General features: G+C 36.5%; 32 protein-coding genes. 2 read left to right on the top strand and 30 right to left on the bottom strand.

Going from position 1 to position 23,542, the window contains the following annotated elements:
* Positions 1 to 59: 59 nt before the first annotated feature.
* From EW028_RS22780 to EW028_RS22670, 23 genes are all read right to left on the bottom strand, one after another.
* A complete protein-coding gene (locus EW028_RS22780) occupies positions 60 to 710 on the bottom strand; it encodes a hypothetical protein (RefSeq protein WP_131522535.1) in 651 nt (216 codons plus the stop codon).
* Positions 707 to 1,009, bottom strand: coding sequence for a hypothetical protein (locus EW028_RS22775; RefSeq protein WP_131522534.1), 303 nt, complete (start codon positions 1,007 to 1,009; stop codon positions 707 to 709). The genes EW028_RS22780 and EW028_RS22775 overlap by 4 nt, the downstream gene beginning before the upstream one ends.
* Complete coding sequence (locus EW028_RS22770; protein WP_131522533.1) at positions 1,003 to 1,704, bottom strand: phage tail protein I; 702 nt, start codon at positions 1,702 to 1,704, stop codon at positions 1,003 to 1,005. Before EW028_RS22770 ends, EW028_RS22775 begins: the two co-directional genes overlap by 7 nt.
* Positions 1,697 to 2,824 carry a baseplate assembly protein gene (locus EW028_RS22765; protein WP_131522532.1) on the bottom strand — a complete coding sequence of 376 codons (1,128 nt, stop codon included), beginning with the start codon at positions 2,822 to 2,824 and terminating at the stop codon, positions 1,697 to 1,699. The genes EW028_RS22770 and EW028_RS22765 overlap by 8 nt, the downstream gene beginning before the upstream one ends.
* A complete protein-coding gene (locus EW028_RS22760; RefSeq protein WP_131522531.1) occupies positions 2,821 to 3,147 on the bottom strand; it encodes a GPW/gp25 family protein in 327 nt (108 codons plus the stop codon). The genes EW028_RS22765 and EW028_RS22760 overlap by 4 nt, the downstream gene beginning before the upstream one ends.
* Complete coding sequence (locus tag EW028_RS22755) at positions 3,144 to 3,533, bottom strand: phage tail protein (RefSeq protein ID WP_131522530.1); 390 nt, start codon at positions 3,531 to 3,533, stop codon at positions 3,144 to 3,146. The genes EW028_RS22760 and EW028_RS22755 overlap by 4 nt, the downstream gene beginning before the upstream one ends.
* Positions 3,534 to 3,538: 5 nt before the next feature.
* Positions 3,539 to 3,973, bottom strand: a complete 435-nt coding sequence (locus EW028_RS22750) for a phage baseplate assembly protein V (RefSeq protein ID WP_131522529.1) — start codon at positions 3,971 to 3,973, stop codon at positions 3,539 to 3,541.
* A complete protein-coding gene (locus EW028_RS22745; protein ID WP_131522528.1) occupies positions 3,970 to 4,980 on the bottom strand; it encodes a phage late control D family protein in 1,011 nt (336 codons plus the stop codon). The genes EW028_RS22750 and EW028_RS22745 overlap by 4 nt, the downstream gene beginning before the upstream one ends.
* 6 nt (positions 4,981 to 4,986) lie before the next feature.
* Positions 4,987 to 5,211, bottom strand: a complete 225-nt coding sequence (locus tag EW028_RS22740; RefSeq protein ID WP_131522537.1) for a tail protein X — start codon at positions 5,209 to 5,211, stop codon at positions 4,987 to 4,989.
* Positions 5,204 to 7,657: a phage tail tape measure protein gene (locus tag EW028_RS22735; RefSeq protein WP_131522527.1), complete on the bottom strand. Its 2,454-nt coding sequence runs from the start codon at positions 7,655 to 7,657 to the stop codon at positions 5,204 to 5,206. The genes EW028_RS22740 and EW028_RS22735 overlap by 8 nt, the downstream gene beginning before the upstream one ends.
* A gap of 160 nt (positions 7,658 to 7,817) precedes the next feature.
* Entirely contained in the window at positions 7,818 to 8,153 is a 336-nt protein-coding gene (locus EW028_RS22730; RefSeq protein ID WP_131522526.1) for a phage tail assembly protein, read from the bottom strand.
* Positions 8,154 to 8,167: 14 nt separating this feature from the next.
* Positions 8,168 to 8,683: a phage major tail tube protein gene (locus tag EW028_RS22725; RefSeq protein ID WP_131522525.1), complete on the bottom strand. Its 516-nt coding sequence runs from the start codon at positions 8,681 to 8,683 to the stop codon at positions 8,168 to 8,170.
* A gap of 12 nt (positions 8,684 to 8,695) precedes the next feature.
* Positions 8,696 to 10,114, bottom strand: a complete 1,419-nt coding sequence (locus EW028_RS22720) for a phage tail sheath family protein (RefSeq protein WP_131522524.1) — start codon at positions 10,112 to 10,114, stop codon at positions 8,696 to 8,698.
* The gene (locus EW028_RS22715; RefSeq protein WP_131522523.1) at positions 10,114 to 10,470 is read right to left on the bottom strand and encodes a hypothetical protein; all 357 of its coding nucleotides are present in this window, start codon (positions 10,468 to 10,470) and stop codon (positions 10,114 to 10,116) included. The genes EW028_RS22720 and EW028_RS22715 overlap by 1 nt, the downstream gene beginning before the upstream one ends.
* 1 nt (position 10,471) lies before the next feature.
* A complete protein-coding gene (locus EW028_RS22710) occupies positions 10,472 to 10,969 on the bottom strand; it encodes a hypothetical protein (RefSeq protein WP_131522522.1) in 498 nt (165 codons plus the stop codon).
* Complete coding sequence (locus EW028_RS22705; protein ID WP_193767452.1) at positions 10,970 to 11,530, bottom strand: phage tail protein; 561 nt, start codon at positions 11,528 to 11,530, stop codon at positions 10,970 to 10,972. It lies immediately after the preceding gene.
* Between the two features lie 2 nt (positions 11,531 to 11,532).
* Entirely contained in the window at positions 11,533 to 11,847 is a 315-nt protein-coding gene (locus EW028_RS22700; RefSeq protein ID WP_131522520.1) for a hypothetical protein, read from the bottom strand.
* Positions 11,840 to 12,040 (bottom strand): hypothetical protein, encoded by a 201-nt coding sequence (locus EW028_RS22695; protein WP_131522519.1) that lies wholly within the window; start codon positions 12,038 to 12,040, stop codon positions 11,840 to 11,842. Before EW028_RS22695 ends, EW028_RS22700 begins: the two co-directional genes overlap by 8 nt.
* A 13-nt stretch (positions 12,041 to 12,053) precedes the next feature.
* Positions 12,054 to 12,380, bottom strand: coding sequence for a DUF2190 family protein (locus tag EW028_RS22690; RefSeq protein WP_066036979.1), 327 nt, complete (start codon positions 12,378 to 12,380; stop codon positions 12,054 to 12,056).
* Positions 12,381 to 12,398: 18 nt separating this feature from the next.
* A complete protein-coding gene (locus tag EW028_RS22685; RefSeq protein WP_131522518.1) occupies positions 12,399 to 13,850 on the bottom strand; it encodes a phage major capsid protein in 1,452 nt (483 codons plus the stop codon).
* Positions 13,850 to 14,431: an HK97 family phage prohead protease gene (locus EW028_RS22680; protein ID WP_227745008.1), complete on the bottom strand. Its 582-nt coding sequence runs from the start codon at positions 14,429 to 14,431 to the stop codon at positions 13,850 to 13,852. Before EW028_RS22680 ends, EW028_RS22685 begins: the two co-directional genes overlap by 1 nt.
* Positions 14,421 to 15,923 (bottom strand): phage portal protein, encoded by a 1,503-nt coding sequence (locus tag EW028_RS22675; RefSeq protein ID WP_131522516.1) that lies wholly within the window; start codon positions 15,921 to 15,923, stop codon positions 14,421 to 14,423. Before EW028_RS22675 ends, EW028_RS22680 begins: the two co-directional genes overlap by 11 nt.
* Before the next feature lie 8 nt (positions 15,924 to 15,931).
* Positions 15,932 to 16,147: a peptidylprolyl isomerase gene (locus tag EW028_RS22670; RefSeq protein ID WP_131522515.1), complete on the bottom strand. Its 216-nt coding sequence runs from the start codon at positions 16,145 to 16,147 to the stop codon at positions 15,932 to 15,934.
* 59 nt (positions 16,148 to 16,206) lie between these two features.
* On the opposite strand from EW028_RS22670, the gene EW028_RS22665 reads away from it, so the two are divergent.
* The gene (locus EW028_RS22665; RefSeq protein WP_131522514.1) at positions 16,207 to 16,551 is read left to right on the top strand and encodes a hypothetical protein; all 345 of its coding nucleotides are present in this window, start codon (positions 16,207 to 16,209) and stop codon (positions 16,549 to 16,551) included.
* Here EW028_RS22665 and EW028_RS25425 read toward each other — a convergent pair.
* The 7 genes from EW028_RS25425 to EW028_RS22635 all read right to left on the bottom strand — a co-directional run bounded on the left by EW028_RS25425 (position 16,544) and on the right by EW028_RS22635 (position 23,217).
* Positions 16,544 to 16,711 carry a hypothetical protein gene (locus EW028_RS25425; RefSeq protein WP_193767451.1) on the bottom strand — a complete coding sequence of 56 codons (168 nt, stop codon included), beginning with the start codon at positions 16,709 to 16,711 and terminating at the stop codon, positions 16,544 to 16,546. The two genes, EW028_RS22665 and EW028_RS25425, sit on opposite strands and share 8 nt — an antisense overlap.
* Positions 16,712 to 16,713: 2 nt before the next feature.
* Positions 16,714 to 18,543 (bottom strand): phage terminase large subunit family protein, encoded by a 1,830-nt coding sequence (locus EW028_RS22660; RefSeq protein WP_131522513.1) that lies wholly within the window; start codon positions 18,541 to 18,543, stop codon positions 16,714 to 16,716.
* Positions 18,527 to 19,096 (bottom strand): hypothetical protein, encoded by a 570-nt coding sequence (locus EW028_RS22655; RefSeq protein ID WP_193767450.1) that lies wholly within the window; start codon positions 19,094 to 19,096, stop codon positions 18,527 to 18,529. The genes EW028_RS22660 and EW028_RS22655 overlap by 17 nt, the downstream gene beginning before the upstream one ends.
* Positions 19,097 to 19,184: 88 nt before the next feature.
* Positions 19,185 to 19,409: a hypothetical protein gene (locus tag EW028_RS22650; protein ID WP_131522511.1), complete on the bottom strand. Its 225-nt coding sequence runs from the start codon at positions 19,407 to 19,409 to the stop codon at positions 19,185 to 19,187.
* A 72-nt stretch (positions 19,410 to 19,481) separates the two neighbouring features.
* Entirely contained in the window at positions 19,482 to 20,294 is an 813-nt protein-coding gene (locus EW028_RS22645) for a hypothetical protein (protein WP_131522510.1), read from the bottom strand.
* Between the two features lie 205 nt (positions 20,295 to 20,499).
* Complete coding sequence (locus EW028_RS22640) at positions 20,500 to 20,910, bottom strand: hypothetical protein (RefSeq protein WP_131522509.1); 411 nt, start codon at positions 20,908 to 20,910, stop codon at positions 20,500 to 20,502.
* A 438-nt stretch (positions 20,911 to 21,348) separates the two neighbouring features.
* Positions 21,349 to 23,217: a DNA primase family protein gene (locus tag EW028_RS22635; RefSeq protein WP_131522536.1), complete on the bottom strand. Its 1,869-nt coding sequence runs from the start codon at positions 23,215 to 23,217 to the stop codon at positions 21,349 to 21,351.
* A gap of 81 nt (positions 23,218 to 23,298) precedes the next feature.
* On the opposite strand from EW028_RS22635, the gene EW028_RS22630 reads away from it, so the two are divergent.
* The gene (locus EW028_RS22630) at positions 23,299 to 23,523 is read left to right on the top strand and encodes a hypothetical protein (protein WP_131522508.1); all 225 of its coding nucleotides are present in this window, start codon (positions 23,299 to 23,301) and stop codon (positions 23,521 to 23,523) included.
* Positions 23,524 to 23,542: the final 19 nt, after the last annotated feature.

Genomic DNA, 23,542 nt, shown 5'->3' with positions numbered 1-23,542 from the left:
TTTCATTAGTGTCACGATACGGACTAGCTGTTTCTTCTATTAATTCCCATTCTGCCATCCTAAACCACCTCCACTAACTCAACGTTGTATGTTTGCCAATCACCGACACCCATTTCAGCGTTTACTGTATCAATCGCCACATTACTACGAGCCACTTTAGCGCCCTTTTTGTACGAAAATGCAAGAGCTTGTACAGTTATAGTCTTTGTACTTGCATCAATCGCTGTAATTAATACATCTTCAGTATTTGTATCATCAAAAATAGTGACTTGCGTAAATGGTGTAAAACCATCAACACTAGCCACTTTTAAAGTAGTTGTACCAACTGCCACAGGCTCAATAATATCCGTTAAGGCTTTATCTAAACTGATTTTGTTTGAGCTGCCATCCAATGTATCGCTAAATGTTCCTGAATTACCTGGCACACGGCCATCAAGTTCCATTTGGATCTGCATACGTCTAATGGTTGCTTTGAGCTCTACAATATAATCATGGGCTGCAAAGATGCCATCATCCATGTGATTTAATCGCTTCGCATTCACACGTGTCCCAGATTCTAAATATTCATATTCTGGTTGTCCAGTGAGTGGATTATAGATGATCTGATTATTTTCATCCCTTTGCGGTATTAATTTGCCATCAGGACCTATTTTCCAGATACGATCACGCCAATATATTAATTCATATTTATTAGAGACTACTAAACTCATGTCTGCAGATCCCCTTTCAACGTGCCAGTGAGTGTAAAAATGATCATTACACCATCATCGCTTTGTTCAATTGATGTTTCATATCGATCTAATTCGATTCCTTGAGCATCAACTAATTTTGCGTTAGTTACATGGCCATGACCATCATCTAAGTACACATAAGTCTTTATTGTGTCTCCTACAATCTCCTGCGAATGGAATGATTTGATCACATCTTGGCCGTCTATTGTCACAACAGCCTTTTTCATCATGTCTCTCCAAAATTCATATGTTCGGTCTAATAAAATACGTGTTACCATGTGTCTATCACCCCATTTGGATAAATTTCGCCACATATCGGTGTATAAACTGGATACGTGTAGTTTTTCGATTCAATTTCAATTGATTTTTTTGTGCCTGCACCTGGTATACCTTCGCAATAAATCTCACCGCAAATAGGCAAGTAAACTGGATAATGTGACTTGCTAGACTCAATTTCGATATACTCAGTTTTGGGCAACTTTACAGCCACAAAATCAAGCCATGATCTTGTGTTTTTATATTCGTTTACTAGTTGCCTAAGTAATAATAAAGTTTTGCTAGTAATGTTTGTGGTAGTTACCTCAACTTTAAAATGAAATGGTTCACCTTCGTATTGAAACCATTCAATCACATCACCAGGCAAATTTAACGCTTCAAGGACCTGTTCAATTGCTGCAGGTGTTCCTTTGCGTCGGTGTGTATTGATAGCTGTTTGAATAAGATTGATTTTTTGTTGGCGTGTAACAGCCAACGACAATCCTTCATTCCAGCTAATGTGTTTCTCCCACAACAAATGGTCTAACACTGCATCATCTAATTTATCTAAATGTAATGTGTAGTTAATTTTAAAAGCCCAATCCAACATTTCATCCAACGGTTGTTGCAATGCTTTTGCGAAATTTACAACCTTTTCATCATGGAGCAAGTTATTTGGAATCTCACGCAAAAGAGTATTTTCTTTTAACTCAATCATCTTCAAGGCCCCCAAACGTTACTGTTTTATTCTCAATCACAGCTACTTGTCCTTTATTAATCGCTATAAAAATTGGTGTTCTTACATCAACTCGCTTTGCACCAGCCTTAATGCAATCACTAATTAATTTTGACGGATTTATGTCTCGGCCTATCTTTGAGGATTGCCATTTCTCGTAATCTGCTATAGCTTTTTCAACATTTTGATGTATAAGATTTTTATCTACTGCATTTGTTTCAATGTAATAGACAACATCTAAGTCATAAGTAATTATCTCAGGAGCACTTACAGTAATAAAATCTGTTAATGGCCGTACATCCCTAGCATTCACTTTTTCATAAATTAATTGAATAATTTCTTCTGAAGGTAATTCTCCGTTTTTTAATAAAACACTAATATTTACATAACCAGGTTGTGGAGAATCTACAAAAATGTCACTAATCAATGGTGATGCTGATTTTGCATAATACTCATAAGCACCTGTAGGACCTGCATTAGAGAGCCTCTCAGGTGCTAAATAAATACGATTTCGGTATGATTCCTCATCTTCTTCAAGTGATCCACCTGCTGAAACTGTAATATTTTCAACTTTGTTTACATACGGCAATGGCTTCACTAAGCTATTGATTTCTCCAATAGCGAAATCGTTACCTTCAGGCCCTTTGGTTGTACATTCTAACTGAACATCAATAAACCAATCGCCTCGTTCAATAACTACGTCATGTGTTGAAGCAAAAAAAATAGCCCCTTCGCTTGAAGTAGCTAATAAATCACCTTTTTTTATGAGTATTGATGATCTAAGTGGTTCTGAAACGGTACGATGTATTCTTAGTGTTGTCTTAGCAGCTGTCGCTTCCATTTTAGGCGTATCTGATTCAGCACCCTTATGGACTAATACATTTCCACGTGCATAATAAAGTAAATTTTGTTTTGCTGCGTCATTTATCGCCACATTTTGTTTGGTAATCACAGATGCACAGGATAAAAAAATAAGCCTCAATGGATCGGCTTGTGCAAGTTTTCTACCTTCTAAATTTTCATAAGTTGATATAATATCAGTAACCATTTTTTGTGCATCTGTTTCTAAAAAAATAATTTCAGGCAATACAACTTGCGTCATACATTCACCCCATTTTTTAAGCTGAAAATAATAATTGGATAAGCTATGCCATCCATTTCAGCTGTCATTTTCACTTCTTCTACAATGACACGTGGTTCATATTTTTCTACAGTTTCCACCACTTCGCGTACAAAAAGTGGGTGTAAAATACTCATAGGTTTATCGACGAATTCAGCTTCAAGACCAAACCCTCGAAACAAAGGAACGCTGAATTTGTACGTTCCTAAAATTGTATTGATATTTTGAAATATTTCTTCCAGCACACTTTCAGGGCGAAAGTTTATAACTGATGGATTATAAGTTAACGTATATTGTCGCGTCATACATATTCCTCCATTGTTACATTTAAACCTGCTGTTAAAATGTTCCCACGATTATCAATATGATCCCAAGATTGATCTGTCCCAGGCATGTACCATTTACCAACGCCCACACGTTTTGTACCAATTATTAATGTATGCGCCACTCCACTTCTGACATATTTGATGAATTTATCTAATTCCACAATTGGATTAACTCCATGAAAAGCTGAAAAATGCATGGTAAACGACACTTTTCCTGCCTCAATTCCAATAAATTCAGATTTTTGTTTTTTACCATGAATGTCATGCTTTGACCAACGCGCTGTTTCGGTACGTTTAAAATCATCAAATGTATTAATTTTTTTCTCTGATACCGTGAATACTACGTCACCCCATACAGCAATCATCTATATCACCCCGAACTATTAATACTAATGGGACCATTTTCATCTATTATTTCAATTTTACCTTTAATATCAATTGTTAATTTATGATTTGTTACATCGTAACGTATCAATGTGCCATCAGGAAAAAGAATGCCATCACAATTATCTGATTCTAAAAATTCCTTGGGGACTGTATCTGCTTCTGAATAAATAGCTCCAAGCACTACACCATCTTGTGCACCGTTTGCAAAGAATGCACAAATAACTTGTTCATTTGGTTCAGGCATCCAGTAATACTTCGTGTTTAGAGTATTTTTTTGCATAACTGGCAAATCGAATGACACTTTTTCATCCATATCAGGAAAATAAACTTGCGCTGTACAATTTTCTCGATTTACGGAAGATACAAGTCCTTTTCGAATAGCTTCAAACGGTGTATTTTCCATTCCACCTTTACTCAATAACTAAGCACCTCCCGTAAGTTGATGTTTGTTGTATAGCCACCTGTGACGTTATGACTTGAGGATTCAATGAAATATTTTCCGTCAAAGGCTCCAAAGTTCTTAATGTTTACAGTTACACCTTGAACCATCTTTTCATGACCCATCAACGTAATTTTCCCACTTTTAGATCCTTTGTTTTTGTTGCGTGCTTCTTTTTGCGCCCAACGTTTTGCTTCATCAATATTTTTAGCTCGCTTGTTAACTTTTAAAGTAGGACCATCTTTTACACCAGGAACATTATACGTATACTTGATATTTTTCTTTGTTTTACTATCGAAGTACGACAATTCAACTTTTGAATATTGTTCTTCAGCAGCTGTTACCTTGAAGTCATAACTTATTACATCACCTTCACCACGTGTAATCGTCCGCACTTCAGCTTTCTTTTCGTACTGCAGTTCATCATAAACAACTAGTTGCTCTTTTGTAACCTTTGTTGCCAATCCTTCGCGCTTTGCTAAAGACTTTGCAAACGCAAGTGGTGTTTTTTTATCTTGTTCCACACGATCATATAAAAATGTTGGTGCATCATATACCAATTTCAAGCCTGCTTCTTTTGCAACGTCTGTTAATATGTTTTGTAGTGTCGTATTCTCCCAGGCTTTTGTTTTCTTTGTATCCTTACCACCTTTGGTAAAAGGGACAGATAAAGCCTTAATCGAAACACTGTCAGGTGGTCCTTTAAAACTGACCTCATCGACAAAAAATGTACCACAATTTAACTTGGCCCTTGCACCTTCCTTGTACCAATTACGCAATTCTATCGAAGCACTAATTTTGTCGCCTTTTTGTGGTAGCCATGGCCCCTGCCACTTTCGTTCACGATCTTCAAGATCGATGGAAATATCGTCACTTTCTCCCTCGTTGTCATTAAATGTGAAGGACTTCAAATAGGGGGCAATATCTTGTGTAATATTTACGCCCATGTACGAAATGTTAGCAATGGCACGCCTTGTATTTGTCATTAGACATCACCTCATCCAAGGTGGTAGATCATCTACACTTTGTTTTTCCTCTAAATTAAAAGCAGGCATGTTAAGTACAATGCCTGCCGAAAAAACGACTGTTTTCATATGTGAAGGATTCGCATACATGACTTTATCTAATAACATCTCACCATTTTCACCATAATGTTTGAAACAAATTCCATCCCACTCGTCACCTGAAATAGTTGTGTATGTGTTCGTGCTAGTCACCAAACGATTTCCTCCTTTCGTTACGTGCAATCTCAGCTAGACGTGCTTCTAAGTCGTCTTTATCTGTATCAGCATGTTGTTTCACCTGATCTAAATCCTCTGGTCGTTGGACACTGTATTGCGGAGCATAATGTAAGACAATTCCTCCACCATTATTAGTGTTAGCTACCTGTTTTGGATCAATAATCGATGCATCTGGAGCAGTTTGTTTTTGCAGATCCGCAAGCATTCCATCATTGTTCAACATACCAAGTGCTTGGCCTGTTTGTAACCACAAGTCTCTGCTTCGTTGACTATTATTCCAAGGGATTACAGACTCTGTGTCACCGCCCTCACCAATCCATGCTAATGTTGGATTACCAACGATACCACCTTCAGCAAAGCCAGGGAGCGCCCCTAAAAACTTACTAGCTGCGCTTTTCAAAGGTTTAGGTACTAAATCACCTATCGCGCCTAAAACAGCCCCACCCATGGATTTAATACCGTTGATTAATCCATTGATAATTGCTATCCCAACATCATACAGATTAATTCCTTGGAAGAATGAAATGATATTATTCATTATTGTTTGTGCAGTTGATAGAATTGCACTCCAAGCACCATCCCAATCGCCACGCAAAAGGGCCATCCCTGCTTGTATAATTCCATTTACGATTGCTATAGCATTTTGAATTATCATTTGAACATATGGAAAGACAAATTGTACAATTTGTAAAAAACTAGATAAAGCAGGGACTACAAAATTTGTGAAAATCAGTGCGATTCCTTGTATCAGCATAGCAATTACTGGAACTGCTGTTTGAATTACAGAAACTATAATCGGAAATACAGATTGAATAATGGTTGATAAGATGGGAATTGCTGCAGTTGCGATTGACATTATAGCTCCGCCTAAAGAAGAAAATGCCTCCATAATTACTGGAAGGTAGCTCATAACAGTTGAACCTATAGCAGATACACCATTTATGAACGTCTCTTTTAACAGCGCTAGCAATGGCGATATGGCGTTTCTAAATGTTTCCGACTTCTGATAAGCAAAATATAAACCAGCGCCTAATGCGGCTAATCCTGCAACGATAAGCACAACAGGATTGGCTAACATGGCTGCATTAAACGCACGCATTCCACTGGATACAGCTGCAAGCATTCCTTTAAATCCTCCACCTGCAAAAGTAGAGGCCAACATAGCTGTACGATGTGCAGCCATTAAAGCAGTGCTTGCTTTTTGAATGCCATTATATATCTTTTGATAGGCAACAACAGCTGATAAACCTACCTTATAAGCCGCAAAAGCACCAACTAAACCTAATACAATCGGTCCTATAACAGTGAGCACCATTTTGAGCCTTGATACAGCAGTAGGTAGCCTGTCCTTTAAGTATTGAGCGAACATATTGAGATATGGAAGCACAGCATCTCCTATTGGATACACCAAATCCATAAATAAAATGCGCCCAATTCCTCGAATGGCCGCATTAAAAGAACTAAACTGTATTTGGTTTACTGTTTCCATAGCACCCTCAAAACTTTCCATGGCATCAGTAGATCCTAGCATGGCATACATAGCTGTAGACTCTAAATCTTCCCATTTTGTCCCAAAAAGCGCAACAGCTAATTGGTTGGCTGTGACTTGGTCATCCATGCCTTGGAGCTCTTTTGTCACAGCGCTTGCAACATCAGCTACGCTTGCTTCGCCCCTGTTGAATGACTCCCAAAGGTCAAATGTTGATTTACTCATGGCCGAAAATGTTTCGTCAGTTGACTTCGAACCATCTTTGACACGAATCTGGAATTCTTTCATTACATCGTTTACATAATCTAAATTGTAAACACCTGCCTTGGCCCCACGTTCCATGATGCCAAAATATTCTTCAGCACTATAACCCATCTCACCGAAAAGTGGTGCGTATTCAGCAACGTTATCGAGCATTTCATCAGAAAAATTAAGACCTCTTTGCGCGCCTGCAGCAAAAAGGTCCATAGCTGTTGCTGAATTAACACCAAAGCTACTCATCATATTGTTAGCAGCTCTAGTTACTTCATTTATATCTTCGTCAAAAGTTTTGGCAAATGATAAAGCCTCACCAGTGAATTGCTCTAAATCGGCATCACTCAATTCATGCATGTTCTGTTTGACCTTGGCCAATGCATCAGTAACTTCTTCAAAAGAATCTCCATAGTTATTGCGAAATAGATTCTCTGCAGTTCCTTTTAGATCTTCGAAATCGTCACCAATTAAGCCTGTTTGAGCTGATAAATTCGCCAATTCTTGGCTCATATCAGCTACTTGTGAAATGGCATTAGTAAGAGCAGCCGCGCCACCAAGAGCAGCTGCGGCACCTCCTAACATTTTCATCATGCCATTCGCATTGTTAAACGTACTCGCAAAGCTACTCGTTAGTTCAGCTCCAAGCCTAAATGCAATATCAAATACTCTACCTGACACTAACTTTCACCTCACTCCTTAGACTTTTCAATAAATTGTATAGTTTCATACCAGCTAAATAGCCTTCTTATTGATAGCTTCAAATAAAAATCGACTGATGTTTCACTACGCACAGCGCAGTAAATACAAATCAGTCGAATACTTTGAGCAGGCTCTTTGGCTATTTGCCACCTAATAAAAAAAGCGAGCAACGAGTCGTTACTTTCGCGTAGTCTGGTGCTGATAATTTACGAATTAAAGACACATTAACTTTAGCTGCCTTTGAAGCCACAATGGCCAAAAATGGTTTAGACATTTCCTTTACCATGATCATCGAGTTTTGTGGATTTTCCGCGTTAAATTGGGCTTCGGCTTTCTCAATATCTTCACCTGTTAAACTTTCAAAATCTAAATTAATTTGAGAGATTGTCTCATTCTCAAAAACAATAGGCCGTTTTAAATCAATACGTGTTTCTAAAGCTTTGTTGTCTACCACTTCTACATTAGTTGTTTCCATAATTCCTTAACCCCCTATAATCCTAAGTTTTTACGTACTTCTTCCATCATGTCTTTGCCATTTACTTTGTACACGAAGTTAAATTTATCAAACTCTATTCTTTCTTTACCATCAATTAAAATTTTGACGTAATGTACTTCAAATTCATTTGCGGTTTCTGTTGCGGAGGCAACCGCAAATTTACCAGGTGTTAAGTTAGTTGGTACACAACGTGTTTTTACAACAACTTCTTGATGAATGTACCCTTTCAATGGGTCAAATATTTGTTGGTTGCCACGAAAATCCAGCGCATGTACTTTCGGTTCTGCTAATTTTGTTGCATCAGATGAAAGTGTGCGCCACGTTAGCTTTGTTGTCTGTGAACCAAAATGGCCAATTACAGGTGCTGTAGATTCCCCTGCAATACCTGCACCTTTCAATGTTTCCGTTAATGGTTCGAAATTTGGCAATTCTACATCAACTACACCTAACCAATTTACTGCATCCTCCCAAGCTGTAAAGTTAGTTAAAATTTGATCAGTCTTTTTCATTGATTATCCCCCCTATGCAAATAACGTTTCGAAATACGTTGGATCAAATTCAAACAATGCTTTTAATTGACGGCCTGGTGTAGCTGGCGTAAGGAACAAATGAAATGCATAAGTACCATCAATTAATTCAGTCAGTGGATTTTCTTCACGTAAAAATTCAATTCGACCACCTAAAATAAATTGACGTGCAGCCTTGCCGTTTAAATCAATATTTTTACTATCTACAACATTATCGATTAATTTTCGATTACCAGGCTTATCTACCTTTTGCCAATATGACAAGATAAACTGATTCATCTCATAAATAAAGACACGTCTGACAGAAATAAACGTGTCTTTCGGATCTGTATTACCTGGATAGCAACTTGTACGATGCCCCCAAAGTTTCCAACCACCAATGAAATTGAGTGAAGTAACAATTCCTTGACCATTCAGATAGTTGGCTTGTTCTAAGCCTAGTAAAATTTCTGTCCCATCTTCTAAGACAGCTGCATCCATTTGTAAATTATTATTTGAGGCTTCGTGATATGGGTAGCCTTCGTTTTGAGCATCAATTAAGTTAAACAAACTCGCCGCTTGAGTAGATTTATGATACTGAATGCCGTCAAGAGAACATTTTGGCCAAAAGACTTCCATGTTGGGATCATCTAAATTATTCATATTTTTGTATTCGGGAACTGCAGTATAATCACGTACTTCTGTTGTTGGAACATCCACAAATGCTTTAGCTTGGAACAAACCATTAATATTTTTTGATTTTGCCTTTAGTACAGCTGCAACTAATGGGTTCGTTGAGAATTTCGGTGCAATTAGGATGCCAGGAACTTCACGGAAACGAGGGAATACTGTATTTACTAATTCAATACCCTTGTATGATCCATCTAATGATACGCCACCTACAATATCAGCAGCTGCCACTAATGAAGGATCTAGTCGTTCAAATTCTACGTTTACTTCACCATCATTACTTGTATAGATGTGAAGCTTTCCTTCGTCATCAAACTCCAATTCATAATCTTTTTTATCAATAGGATTGGAGCCATTTTTCACAACGACTGTTGCTTTTAGTACACCGTCTGCTTCAAAAACGCCTTCACCTTTTGTAATTTTCACAGTTTCAGAACCAGCAACAGCATGTTTTTCTGGATCTAATACATTTATCATTACAAGTGGTGCTATTGCAAATAATGCAAAATGAGAGCTAATAGCCTCGCAAATTGTATATTTATCAAAGTCAGCACTATATCCCATTTTTTTTACTGCTTCACTGTACGTGTAAGCTAACTCTGCACGATTTACAGCCTTTTCGGGTTCGTTTAACAAATGTATTGGTGCCGTACCAAAAACCACGGTAAGACCTGCTGTAGACACTAAAGGAGGCACTATAGATGTTGGCAACTCATAGCCGTATACCCCATGTTTATATGCCATTATGATTCACCCTTTCCAACTCTAAATTCGGCTACTTTGTTGTGATAACGATGTTCCAAAGTACCTTTTTGTGTTACACGGGCCTCTGTTTCTGCCATTTCATCAATGGCGACAAACAGTTTTTCGATTTCTGGACATTCCTTAATGAAGGATTGAATATGTGGTACTTCGATAGATTCGACCACTGTATATTTGGGTAGCCCTAATAAATTGGGACCCACGTATATTTTTTGTGAAACTGTTTCTTTATGAATTGCAATCTTTTCTTCAGCTGCTGTTGGTAAAGCTGATTCAATTGCATCAGCAACTTGCTCTGTTGTCGCTTTCGCTTCTTCTTTAATTCGTTCGTTTGCCACGTTAATCCCCTCCTACAAATTGCATCGATGGACTTTCAAAGCGTAGACGCATTATTCCATAGTAGTATGGATGTGTTTCAGCATCATCTTCATTCAAAGCGCAATCGAGCTCATACTTGATTTTGAAAAAACTCGCTACAACAGGGTTTTTATTTAGATCATTCCAAATATGTTGCATGCAAGATAGTACATCGTCATAACCTTGACCTTCGTATCCGTCATTTTTGACACCGATAAATACATTTACAGCAGTTTCTTGATTTGAAACATTTTCTTCTTTTGAAAAAGTGTCGATTTTAACCACACAAAAAGGAAACACATCTTCCTGCGTTTCCTTTGATCCTTTGATCTTCACTCTATTATTCAATTGTTCAGGCACTTTATGCCGATAAATATTGAATTTTATTGGTGTAGAATCTGCTAGTTTTATCGGGAAATCTTCTAATATATCTTTTAAACGTTCAACTAACCCATCCATTAAATCTAATGCTGTTGACAACTAATTAGCCCCCAATCTACTTAACAAGCGATTAATTTCATGATTAGTACGAGTTTCATACGTTATATAAGCATCTTGATTAATCTTATTAACTGTAGATTCATTACCAATCATTTGTGGTACAGATGGACCCATTAAACGACTAATTGGCAATCGACCGATCCCATCTCTTTTAAACACTTTTGTCCCATTTATATTAGCAATAAATGCGCCTAAAATTTGTTTGGTTCCACCTTTCTTGACAGCAACTTTAAGTTGGCTTTTACGTTTGGGATTAACCGTCTTAGGTGAAACTTTAAACTTATCCAGGCCTAATGTTTTACCACTTGATTTTACTTCAGCTTGTAATTTAGAGGCACTGGCTTTAAAAACTTTAAGAGTTGCTTTAATATCGGCTGCTTTAGCATGATAATCTTTTCGAACTTCCTTTGGAACATTGGCTTTGATGTTAGATACTGATCGATTTAAAGCATTGGCAATAACATTTGGTGCTTTGTGTTGTAGTTCACCTAGTCGTTGCCGAACACTTTGTAATTCTGACTCATCAATTACCACACGCATGCTCATGAGTTATTCCTCGATAAGGTGATTTTTAACATGCCCATATCGTTGCTCACACTTTCAATCATGTAGTCACGACCATTGAAATTCATCAACTTTTCAGCTTGTGGAATTTCTTCGAAATATGAGCTTGCAACATGGAATACGACATCATAAGCCGCAACCTGGTATTTCTTATCAGCTGGTGAAATCATGTCAGTATCTAGCACTATATCCATTTCTACACCTTCGACAATCGCCTTCTCAGCAAATTCATCTTGATTAGCAAAAACATTATTTACATCTTGTAATAAAAAACCTTTAAAAGTCTTATTCATGATCATCATCTACTTTTTTCACGCGGCGACTTTTTGGTTGTTCATCCTTACTATCTACTGCATTTGCTACTTTAGCAGAACCACCCTCGATTAATTTAGTAGCAAAGGCATCATCTGCTGAAAAAACTTCACCTGGCGGAATCATTCGTCCAGCGAACCATACGTGAGTGATTGACTCTAAAATAATGGCCATATCATTACCTCCACTAATCGATTTTTACTCGGGCAATAGTTCCAGCTTGTGATTTTGGCTCAATAATCCAACCTGCAGGTGTAGCATCTGTTTCGGTAGCTTGTACCTTGCCATCTTTAAAATAAACAGTTTGGCCAATTGTAAATGCTTCTGTAGTAAGGGCAGGTAAATCATACACACCCATTACATTGATAGCTCCTTTTGTACCCACAGGAATTGCAGTAGCTGCAACACCAATGCGGTTGGATAAGGAGATAACTTCGCCTGCTACAATGTCCGCACTAGTGTTATTAATAAAATCAATTGTTTCGCCACGTTGTACATATTTTGCTTGCGCCATTTTGTCTTAACCCCTTCCTTATTTACCGTTGTTTTTAACTACTGTTTGATAATCTACAACTGTTACACCATAATCCATATAAATGTCCCATAGGAAACCTAATTGGCCAGCTGGTGCTTGTTTCATTACAATCGTCGGCATATCTTTCCCATTTAGGAAATCAACTTGAATTGGTGAACGTAAAATATCTGATGTTACATACCATTCTAATTCGCCATTTACACTTGCATCATCAAGCTCTGCATCTGAAACGATTGTAAATTGATTATAGAATGGGTTTGGAATATTAGGATTCGCTTGTGATGGATCCACAGTTGAACCAATTAATTGACCTGCCTTTGTTTCAAGTGAAGTTGGTACTAACATGAATCGTGCAGGAATATTTAACTTCACATCGCCACCTGCAGCCGTTTGTTTTCTTAATAGCTGACGTGCTTGTGACAATGTATCAACCGATGGTGCTCCGCCTGTGGCCATAACATTCTTATGATCTGCATGGAAAAGTGTCTTACCATCCCAAATTGCTGGGTTTTTAGCTAATGTTTGATAAACCAAACGGTTAATACCAAGTCGTGCTGATTGAGCATAAAGTGCAGGAATAGTTTCAATAAAACTTACATCATCATTGATAAACGCCTGGCGTGACATAGAGAATTGACGACCATAAGTTAATAATTGACGAGTTGGTCCTTCAACGCCATTAGGATCATCATGTTTTAATTCGCCATTCTCTGATACTAGTAAAAGTTCACCTGCAGTGCCAACTTGATATGTTTTAGTTGGACGGAAATCAGTTAATGTACCACGGCGTGTCCAATGTTGATATGTTGTAGCTGCGTCTGTATATGCTTGTTGGAATACATTACGAGCTGTTTGATCGATAATATTTGTAAATAGAGACGTTGGTGTTAAATGTTGACGTAAAAGTTCATCATCACTTAATCGATAAGCGTTATTTACACCTTCGATAATCAGTGATTCTTTTGCTAATTCACGTAATGATAAATTACGTAATTCTCCAGCGCCATCATTCGGCTTTTCAACGTTCATTCCAACACGTAAAGCTAGTCCATCTGCAGCTGCATCACGGAATTTATCACGCTCATCTTTCCCCATTTGAATACCTGAAGGTTGTGGCGCACGATCTTTAATTTGCTTTTCTAATATGAATTGACGAACTTGGTCAATTGAATGGCCATCTTTAATATATTCCTCAGCGTTTAAACCAAAATCTCGGCAAAGTGATGTAATTCCAAGAGCACGTTGACGTTCGGCTGCAAGTGCACGCTCCGAGTTATCTACTGGTGCTGGTGTTGGCTCATTTGGATCACCTTGTGCATGGAGAGCATCAATTTTACTTTGTAATTCATCAAATTCTCGCTTTTCTTCAACTGATAATGCACGATTTCCCTCTGCTTTTGCAGCATCAACAATCGCCTTTTGACGTGCTAACATTTGTAATAAATTCATTATTTTATCCCTCCAAATAGGTTTTCATTAAGTAAAATTTGGCGTTCATAATACGAATAGTCGCCTTTTTCTTGTATTTCTTGCTCAAATTCATCTTCCATATCTCGACCCACTCCTACTGATGCATCTGCAGGCACAGATACGATGCTAATTTCGTATGGTTGCCACTTTAAAGCGACACTACATGGTCCAACATGGCGTCCATTTGCAGATGTTTTACCAGGTGCAACTTCTTCCCACGATTCAACTTGATAACCAACCGACACAGCTTTCAACGTTTGTGACTTTACTTTTTGATAAATCACATCGGATTCATCATCTTCATCAAAGGTAACTTGCGCATAAGCTCGATTATCCTTTGTCCACGCTTTATCGATACGGCCAATTACTTTGTCACGATTATGGTTATATAAAAGAACGCCAATTTCATTTAATCGACTTAAATCAATTGCACCTGGTTCATGTGAGAGAATTTCAGGACCAAACCAACGTTGATATGGTTCTTCTGATGAAAAAGACAGCTCAAATGTCCGTTTTTCGTCATCTAATGAGCGAATATCAAAAGATAAATCACGATTCATCTTCTGGTTTTTCGTCATCTGTTTCCTCAATGAGTTTGTCGATTTCTTCTGATTTTGTTGCGGATTCACTATTTATCACCCCCTTTTCTTTCATATATTCGATTTCACGTGCTCGCTGATCAATGATTTCACGCCAATCATTCCCTGTATTTCCTGCAATCTCTGCAAGTGTCGTTTGATTTGTTTCCAGCGCTATTTTATTTGCATTTGCTTCTTTAAGAGGATCAATCCATTTCATACCTGGTGCAATCCATTCATGCTGTAGGTAGCTCTCTTTTTTTGTATAAAAGTCTTTAATACTGATCTTTCCAGCCAAAACAGCTGATTCAACGAAAGCTTCATATACAGGAATAAAAAAGTGGTCAATTAAATATAGTTGTTGCATCAAATATGTTTTTTGGTCCTCTAATAGCCCTTGGCGAGCTGATGAATAGTTGACTTGTGACATATCACGTGCTGCAACTTCATAGGAAATGCCTTGAGCCGAACCTGAAAGGCGCTGTTGTAAACGAATAAATTCGGCTGAGTTAGCGGCCTGTGCTGGAGGCTGAACAACATGAACATCGTCCCCTGGATTCAATTCCATCATCATACCTGGACTAAGCATTTTTCCTGCATATCCAGTCCGTTTATCAGGTTGGCCAGTTCCTCGTCCAAGACCTCCACCATTAGTAGGCGTTATTCGCTTTATTAAAACCGCTAACAATGCTGCAACACGTTCTTTTACAGATACAGCTTCCATAAATTGATTCATGTCGCGTACACGTGGGAGCGTAGACGATAATTCACTCATTTCCCGTAACTGACTAGGACGTTTTTTCTTGAATAAAAAAAGCACATCTTTAGCGTCAATTCGCTCAGATGTACCGATATAGTTTCCATATGCATCATATTTTTTTAGATAATAGGCAACTGGCCGATTATAGGCATTGTATTCAATACCATTCACAATCTTTTTTGTCGTAGTTGTATGAATCATTGTATCTAAATCATCTACCTCATAGATTTGTAATGATAAAGGTACAACACCATCATCAATATATCTCAAAACTACAATAATCCCACCGTCTACCTTTTGGCGTCGCACAAGCATTTGACATATTTCTGAAAAACTCTGTTGTTGTGTAACATCACAATTTTTAGGACGGCACCACAATTTGAATAATGATTCTATAGCTGTATTCAAATCTTCATTTTCAGTTTTCGCTTGCAACTTAAAGCCTCCGCCAACGACATTTCGTTCAAATGCCAGGACAACACTTTCTAAAATGTCGCTATTTCGTTCTAAATCACGGCTTCTCGCACGAATTGTATCGCGATACATACCATCAGTAGATTCAGCTTTTGCATTTACAGCTCGCCACCCTGCGTTTAAATGATCATCCCCAGCTGCGTCATATGAACGCATATCATTAACAGCTTTTCGATAACCCAAACGTTTATATGCAGATTCAGGAGATAACCAAGCAATTGTTCTATCTAACCAATTCATTAACACACCTACCTTCGATCAAATATAGCGACAGATGTATTGGCCAGGCCAAAACCATCAGATTTTTCAGCCTCTAACTGCCCATGTAATTCCTTTTGTCGCTGATAAAGCAAGGATAAATCAGCACGCTTCAACCGTCTTGAACCGATTTGATATTCCTGACCACCTATTTCAATGGCAGCAATAGCATTGTTTACTTGTTGTAATTGCTCTAGAATACTCATAGCCTCTCAACTCCTTCCCAAAATTTGTTATAATCACTTTGAAAGTGAGGTGATTACATATGTCAAAGTTATTAAATAAAGAATTCCTTATACAATCTGCTAATGAGTGTTTGATGTTTTCTAAAGATGCATTAGAAGGATACGAAAAACATTCAGACAAAGTTGTTTCAACACAGTTCATTAATCTGGCTTCACAAAGCATTAAAAATGCACAGGCTTATTATTTTCAAAATAAAGATGAATTTAAAATTCCAGAATTCGAATATTACTGTTATCAATTCAACCAATTTAGTAGAGAATTTTTATGGTCCCTTGAAGGAAACCATGATTTTCAACACCCAACAAATTTTTTAAAAGAGTTAGAAAAAATGTATTTCGACCTTAAGCATCTATTAGTTATTTAATTGACACATCTACTATTTGTAGTCTCTTTAAAAATAAACTTAATTCATCTTTTGTGAGTTTATATTTTAAAAGTTCGTTTGCTGTATTATTAGCTAATAAAGCAAGTTTTACTTCTCTTTTTTGAGCCTCTGTTACAACAGGGGCATTTTCTTTATCCATTATTAATTCACCCCCAACCATTTTTTCTTACCATCCAACCAATCATTATTAAATTCTTCAGCATCAGAATTTACATTGTCTTCAACTGGTGATTCCTGTTGCAATAAATGCAACGTCCTAACGCCTAAAACATCCGCCATTGCAAAATCATAGACCTCACAATCGAGATAGTGGTTATCTGCATGGGAAGTTTTCTTTACCCATATAGAAACGGTTCGGCCACTTCGTTTTTCATTAATTTTATGTTCAGCTGTCACTTGTTCCGCATAGTCATCATCAATGCCTTTATAAACCATCCATGATCCAGTACCGTTTTTCTTTTTCATTCGTGATGCGATCATGTCTTTATATTTACCGCCATCAATAAGAATTAACTGCATACCATGCGCTGATGATGTTGTTCGATTGACCATACTAATGCGGAAGTGATGAAGTCCATCACCAACACCTTTGATTGGTATAGCCCATTCACTATTTCGTGCACAGAAATCATACACCTCATCGGTTTGGTCCCCTGAATCAATTCCAGCTGCATTTACTATCATTCTTTCGCCATTCTCTTTATAGAATTCTGCATTCATGATGTTTTCAATATCAGTGAAACTTGATACTTGACCCTTCGCAACTAATTGAGAAGTCATATATTTTCCCCAAGCTCGAATTGTATAGTATAAACTTGTTTCCTGGACATCAACACCTGCAGTTAATAGTTCGGCCCATTCTGGGACTGTAAATTCAGGAATATCAGTTTGTCGTTCCCTAACCATATCTGCATTAGTTTTTAATTTGGTATCTTCCCAGACTTCTGCTAACCAGGAATTGACGAAGTTTTGAAATGCTTCAGGATCATCCTTTGATGTTAAAAATTCTTTTGCAATGGCTCCAAATGTTACAAATGGCGAGTACAAAGTATTCATCCAATATGCAACTTTACGAGGAAATTTAGTACGCTGTTCTACAGGTTCCCATTTCCCTAACCTCAGCATTTGAATTTTGTGCTGATCAGTAATGATGCAGCCGCATTCTTGACATACATAATGGGCGAACTCAGCACGATCGATTTCACTCATACCTTCTTCTTTTGGCCATTTTATTTGTTTAAATTTAAGCTCAATCATTTCTCCACAATGACAGCAAGGTAAAAAGAAATGCTTTACTACATCTGCTGTATCTTTTGCTTTTGCAATATGGCCAGTTCTAATAGTTGGTGTAGACGTTATAAAAACCTTACTATTTGAAAAAGTTTTAGTACGTTCACGTGCCAACTTAATTGGATCGGCTTCTTTTTTAGAAGCACCAGGATACTTATCAACTTCATCCAGTAGTAAGTACCGCATGGCTTTTGAAGATAAAGAAGCTGGCGAATTCGCACCTGTCAAAGATAGATACATTCCATCAAACTGTAATTCCAACCGACTTGATTCATTTTTTTTGAATTTGCTTTTAAGTTCACCTGATAATTGGAACATTGGTTGAATACGATTTTCAGAAACAGATTCGGCTAAATCATCTGTTGGATAAACAACCATAGCTGGATTAGGATCCTGCATAACTACGTAGCCTAAAACATTTAATAAAACTTCTGTTCCACCAACTTGTGTTGGTTTAATAAAGACAATTTCTTCTGTCTCTGCATTATTAAATTCATCCATAATCTCCACTAAATAAGGTGTCATTTCATTTCGCCATGGACCAGGAATCGCACTTGTTTTTGGATCTAATTTTCTATATTTTTCAGCCCATTGGCTAACAGTCAAATTCTCAGGAGGTTTTAAATGGCGTAATGCATTTTTCAAGTAGGTTGGTAATTCATTTTTACTTTTTCTTGGCATTATAAACACCATCCACACTCATTTGATTCAATGCATCATTTATTAGCTCTGAAATTTGCTTTTCAACTTTTCGCAATTCCATAGGATCCAAATAGCCAGTGATAAAACCAATTAATTTGCGAGGCAACATCATGGCTGATTTTTTAAATACCAAGAAAAAGCGAGTAAGTTCAGCTTCAACAATTTCCTTCTCGATGTATTTCCCCTCAGCAATATCCATTTTGATTCGTGCAAGCTCTGTTTGTGATTCTTTGAATGCAACCTCTGCTTCTAGCTTTTTTTGTTGCAGATTTACAGACTTACTCGTCTCGGAATCACCGTTATAAATTTCGCCTCGCCATTTCAAAACATGTTGCAGATCCCACCACCCACGACTATGCTGTGTCAGCCCTTGCCTCTTCCAATCTGTTAGCGTTCTGTCGCTGATTTCAATCAATTCGCAAAGCTTATTTGTACGAATAAGCACTCGTCCTTTTTCCTCTTTAAAACCGTCCAATTTGTTCACCTCAATTCCGAAGTTCCGAAGTAAAATTTTTAAAATAAAAATAGGCAAGCCGCGGGCGTCGCTAGCCCCGCATAACCCCACCCTCCCAGGAAGGACCCAAAGCCTTGGTATCACTGGGTTTATGATGGTTCACGTATTACTCTTTGTGACTATCATTACCCTTCATGAACTCTCTAGCCTTCTTAATAGGGATGTCCATAAGAATGTGTAGCCGTTTAGATATAACAGTGAGCTCATTAACTGCTTTCTTTTTCTCTCCAATAGAAACTACTACATGAACAATACCAGCAATCAACAACATTACACATAGCGCACGTATGATTAAGTCCAACACTAGTGTCATGTATACAATCATAGTCATGGTCTTCTCACCACCTTTTAAGGCATAATAAAAAGCCTACACATATCTGCATAGACTCTTTTTGCTGCTTTTTTATTTTTTCTTCGATTTGAATTGCATATCCCATGAATGTTTAGAAATTACCGCAAAATCAAAGGGTAGTGTTTTACTTGGGAATTGCATTATTTCTATCTTCCTTCCGCTTATCTTATTCAAATCTCTGCGCATCTGTTGGTGTAAACTTATGTAAATAGGTATAGCTCTCTCATATATAATAAGTAACTCAAAGAGCCATTCAATATCTACATAATCATATTTATTCACAATTATTTTATCTTTTTTTATTTTTTCAAAATCTAAACCACTTTGTTCTTTCCACTCTTCAGCTTGTTTTCGTCGATACTCAATCTGAGAAATAAATACTGAATCACCCGTATGAGCCAAATAATTCCTAGAACGGTAACATCCATTTAACTTTTCATTAATATCTTGTGTTAATTCATCTAATAATATTTTAGGTTCAAAGTTATTATTGTATTTTTTTACAGCATCTCTGAATTTATAATAAGAAGCAGCTTCTTTGGTCCTATCTCCTATTATATTCAATATTTTTAATTGTACATAAGTAACCATATCTTTATATTTACCATATTTTTTATATGTAATAGGAGAGAAATTTTCCCTTGTATCTATGTAGTTATCAGATATAATCATTTTCAATAGTATATCAGAGTTTATGTCTTTTGCTTCAGGTTCAATCTCTTGATATTTTTCTAAACACAGCTTTTTAATTTCTCTGTGATATGATTTGTACCTGATAAGATACTTATCTAAATTTTCTATCAGGAGTCGTAAATAACTCTCAAAGTCTTCAATGTTTTTAAAATCATAAATCACTTTAACCATAGAAATCCCCCTCTTATGTAAATATCTACTAAATTATACATAAAGGGTTACAAAAAGACTACAATCATTTTAAGAATGTAGTCTCAATTGCTTGTACGTGTTTATTTTGTAATGGAAATTTTATTAGCGTATTTCCTTACGCTTTTTGATACTCCTATCATATAACGATTTTTCAATACTTAACATTGTATCTATTAATGGTAAATCAATGTGAAGTTACTAAATCTAGGGCAAATTCTATCATACGTTTTATTTGAGCATGCTTATTGTAAATGTAGCTGGAACTATAATTCATTTCCTCTGCTATCTTTTCAAGTGTCTTACCTTCAATATATTTTTTATAAACAATTTTGTATTCAAGATCATTAAATGAACAAATGAATTTTTTCATATCTTCTAAATCATTCATTTTATGAGCTAATTCATATTGAATAGCCTCAATACGTTCCTCTAATCTTGCACCATCACTTTCAGCTGTTAATTTATATTTTGCTAAGTCACCTGTTGTCCATCTACCTAATTCTCTTTTGCTTCTATTTAAGTTATTTTCTAATCTCATGATTTCAAATTCTAATTCTTTATAGTCTTTCAACCATTCATAAGATAATTTGGTCATTCGCAACCACCTTTCGGTCACTGTTATTGAGGAAAATGCGTTACGTTCTGTTACATCTGTTACGCGTGAAAAGTCAGTATTATCAAGGTGTCAAGGCACATACAACTGTAAAACGTAACGCATTTACCCCCTATTTTTCTTATATAAATAGAAATTTTTATTTTTTTAATAAAAAATATAAAGAAGTTCATTTTATCTGTTACATCTGTTACACACCCCTTGAACCCTTGATACGTCTAGCTTTTTGACGTAACGCATTTCTGTTACACGTAACGCATTTGACCTCTTTTTTACGCTTTTTAATTGAAAATAGTGTGAATTTCACCTAATTTCGTGACCAAAAATGGTCAAATACCCCCTATTTTTGACCGAATTTGGTCACGCGCGAAAAAAAGGTGTAAAAAACGTTAAAACGTAACGCATTCACAATTTAGACATTTATTCGTCATCCACTACAAATAGACGTTTATTTTTTCCATCCACTCGTTGAACCTTTGTATTAAAACCAAATAAGTGTTTTATTTGTTTACTAAAACTAATATTACTTACTGGATTAAATCCATTATCTGAGCAATATAGCTTGTACTGCATGTAAATGTCACCAACTACGCTGCGTTCCAAATAAATGTCTTCATTATTCACAAAGCTAATAATCGGATTGTTTTCTTCCTGATATTTTTCCATCTCTTTCTCAACAGCTTTGGATTGTGTGAATTTTTTGTTGTTAAGTAATCGTTTAAGTGCAACCAATGCAACATTTAAAATATATTGCATCGATTCATCCGAAAGTAATTTATCTGTTATGAAGGGATCGTAATCTTCATCATTAGGTGTAAATTTAGCTTTGAATGGCACTATTTGAAGTCGCCGACCAAGACCGTCACTATAATCATTAATTCTTGGCATTTCATTTGCTGAAAAGATTAATTTTGCATAGTTGGTAAAATCGAATGGATCTTTTCCTTTACGCTCAACGTTCAATGTTTCACCTGTAGATAGTTTTTTAAATACAGATGAATCTTTAATATAGCCTTTGGCAATATCATCACCAATATTGACTAACTTCCCAAATAACTCAGCTGTTTTAAATCGTTGATCCAACTCTTTCAAATCCAAAGATGCAGCATTATCTTGTCCCACTAAACGGCGAATTATTTTTAAGTAAGATGATTTACCATTGGAACCATCACCAGTAAGAATAAAAGTTGCTGCAAACTCGTTCCTCCTGAATAAGATGTATCCTAAAATCTCCTCTAACATTGCACGAATTTTTTTATCCTGGACAGCAATTTTATTTAGGGTACGGTCCGTTACTTCATAATAAGCACCTGGCACATAAGCAATTGGAATTTTGTTGCGTGTAATAATCTCAGGTGAAAAGTCTTGCAGCTGCCATGTTTCTAAATTAAATACTCCATTTTTCATGACAATATATTGTGTTGAAGCGAACTGTTTTTCTTTTGCATTGAGCTGGATATAAGCGAGTGTTTCTTGTCTTCTTGCCCTGGTCAGTGATGATATGTGTTTGACCATCATTCGCTCAATATCTTCCTCACGATCTGAATAAACCCCATCATGGTAAATATGCAACACGTTCGCTATTTTACAAATGTGATGTTCATTGATTAAAAAATCACCAAATTTGTCGTGATGAAACACACCCTTAATAAAAAATGATTCTTTCATGAATGCATCATCACGTAAAATAATGTTTAATTCACTCTTATCAACGGGTTGCTCTAAAATATAATTGTTGATAATTGCAATGGTTTCTTTAATATCCTTCTTGGCCATGCCCTGCGACTGCATTTTTAAAATGTAAGTAAAAAGTTTATCGTTTCGTCCATCACCATCAGACAACTTGGTCAAATTAGGATTTTTCTTGTTGTAAGGATACAACCAAGCTGGCAAAGGATCATGTTCTTCACACTTACGGAGCCATTTACGTACTTGGCCATTTATTTTTAGTGGATCTGCAGTATTTTTAATTCCCAACTTATAATCACAATGAATGCCGATATTGGAATACCATTTAATTTTATTCGCTGTTAAATCGTAGCCTTTAAAGTAAAAATGCATGCCGTTGTTCGTTTGTAAAACGGAACAATTAATATTTTTGTCTTCTACTATGTCGAGTAGTATTTCTGCCTCGTCTATATCATCCACGTCAACCATGATAAAATCATCTGCTAAAATACCAACATAGGAATCTTCTTTTCTAGCTGTATTGTAGGAAAGTAACTTGCTACCATCTTTGAATGATGTGGCAGCATGCTTACCATTTCCTTTCAGGTAGCCTTTATAAATTGTAATCACCTACTTTTTATTTTTTACTTGATTTTCCATATAAAAGAAACTATTATACTATTCGAAAGGAGGGATGGAAAAATGACAGTTTGGTTTTCAAATAACAGAGTAGAAACATCTGTTGTAACAGTTAGTTCTAGAGATTTTATTGTTTGTAAAAGAATAGTAGGTTCTCACGCTATTGTATTTGTAGAAGACATTAGAACTGGAAAACGTGCTTTCCCAGACACAGATAATGCAGGATTCGATTTAGCACAATCTGAGAAAATTGCTAGAGAATTAATTCAACAACTTATTGAAGAATAAAACTAATCTTTACAAAAAT

This window comes from Lysinibacillus sp. OL1 (assembly GCF_004332175.1).
Lineage (GTDB): Bacteria > Bacillota > Bacilli > Bacillales_A > Planococcaceae > Lysinibacillus > Lysinibacillus capsici.
This window is presented reverse-complemented; position numbering and strand designations above follow the sequence as displayed.

What these genes read in the sequence shown, in the direction of transcription:
- EW028_RS22775 (WP_131522534.1), bottom strand. Translation starts at nt 1,009, where the DNA reads ATGGTAACACGTATTTTATTAGACCGAACATATGAATTTTGGAGAGAC.
- EW028_RS22650 (WP_131522511.1), bottom strand. Translation starts at nt 19,409, where the DNA reads ATGACTATGATTGTATACATGACACTAGTGTTGGACTTAATCATACGT.
- EW028_RS22630 (WP_131522508.1), top strand. Translation starts at nt 23,299, where the DNA reads ATGACAGTTTGGTTTTCAAATAACAGAGTAGAAACATCTGTTGTAACA.
- EW028_RS22670 (WP_131522515.1), bottom strand. Translation starts at nt 16,147, where the DNA reads ATGAGTATTCTAGAGCAATTACAACAAGTAAACAATGCTATTGCTGCC.
- EW028_RS22780 (WP_131522535.1), bottom strand. Translation starts at nt 710, where the DNA reads ATGAGTTTAGTAGTCTCTAATAAATATGAATTAATATATTGGCGTGAT.
- EW028_RS22645 (WP_131522510.1), bottom strand. Translation starts at nt 20,294, where the DNA reads ATGGTTAAAGTGATTTATGATTTTAAAAACATTGAAGACTTTGAGAGT.
- EW028_RS22730 (WP_131522526.1), bottom strand. Translation starts at nt 8,153, where the DNA reads ATGGAAACAACTAATGTAGAAGTGGTAGACAACAAAGCTTTAGAAACA.
- EW028_RS22700 (WP_131522520.1), bottom strand. Translation starts at nt 11,847, where the DNA reads ATGAATAAGACTTTTAAAGGTTTTTTATTACAAGATGTAAATAATGTT.
- EW028_RS22760 (WP_131522531.1), bottom strand. Translation starts at nt 3,147, where the DNA reads ATGACGCGACAATATACGTTAACTTATAATCCATCAGTTATAAACTTT.
- EW028_RS22720 (WP_131522524.1), bottom strand. Translation starts at nt 10,114, where the DNA reads ATGGCATATAAACATGGGGTATACGGCTATGAGTTGCCAACATCTATA.
- EW028_RS22765 (WP_131522532.1), bottom strand. Translation starts at nt 2,824, where the DNA reads ATGACGCAAGTTGTATTGCCTGAAATTATTTTTTTAGAAACAGATGCA.
- EW028_RS22745 (WP_131522528.1), bottom strand. Translation starts at nt 4,980, where the DNA reads ATGACAAATACAAGGCGTGCCATTGCTAACATTTCGTACATGGGCGTA.
- EW028_RS25425 (WP_193767451.1), bottom strand. Translation starts at nt 16,711, where the DNA reads ATGGATAAAGAAAATGCCCCTGTTGTAACAGAGGCTCAAAAAAGAGAA.
- EW028_RS22725 (WP_131522525.1), bottom strand. Translation starts at nt 8,683, where the DNA reads ATGAAAAAGACTGATCAAATTTTAACTAACTTTACAGCTTGGGAGGAT.
- EW028_RS22640 (WP_131522509.1), bottom strand. Translation starts at nt 20,910, where the DNA reads ATGACCAAATTATCTTATGAATGGTTGAAAGACTATAAAGAATTAGAA.
- EW028_RS22665 (WP_131522514.1), top strand. Translation starts at nt 16,207, where the DNA reads ATGTCAAAGTTATTAAATAAAGAATTCCTTATACAATCTGCTAATGAG.
- EW028_RS22705 (WP_193767452.1), bottom strand. Translation starts at nt 11,530, where the DNA reads ATGCGTGTGGTAATTGATGAGTCAGAATTACAAAGTGTTCGGCAACGA.
- EW028_RS22690 (WP_066036979.1), bottom strand. Translation starts at nt 12,380, where the DNA reads ATGGCGCAAGCAAAATATGTACAACGTGGCGAAACAATTGATTTTATT.
- EW028_RS22695 (WP_131522519.1), bottom strand. Translation starts at nt 12,040, where the DNA reads ATGGCCATTATTTTAGAGTCAATCACTCACGTATGGTTCGCTGGACGA.
- EW028_RS22660 (WP_131522513.1), bottom strand. Translation starts at nt 18,543, where the DNA reads ATGCCAAGAAAAAGTAAAAATGAATTACCAACCTACTTGAAAAATGCA.
- EW028_RS22770 (WP_131522533.1), bottom strand. Translation starts at nt 1,704, where the DNA reads ATGATTGAGTTAAAAGAAAATACTCTTTTGCGTGAGATTCCAAATAAC.
- EW028_RS22685 (WP_131522518.1), bottom strand. Translation starts at nt 13,850, where the DNA reads ATGAATTTATTACAAATGTTAGCACGTCAAAAGGCGATTGTTGATGCT.
- EW028_RS22675 (WP_131522516.1), bottom strand. Translation starts at nt 15,923, where the DNA reads ATGAATTGGTTAGATAGAACAATTGCTTGGTTATCTCCTGAATCTGCA.
- EW028_RS22680 (WP_227745008.1), bottom strand. Translation starts at nt 14,431, where the DNA reads ATGAATCGTGATTTATCTTTTGATATTCGCTCATTAGATGACGAAAAA.
- EW028_RS22755 (WP_131522530.1), bottom strand. Translation starts at nt 3,533, where the DNA reads ATGATTGCTGTATGGGGTGACGTAGTATTCACGGTATCAGAGAAAAAA.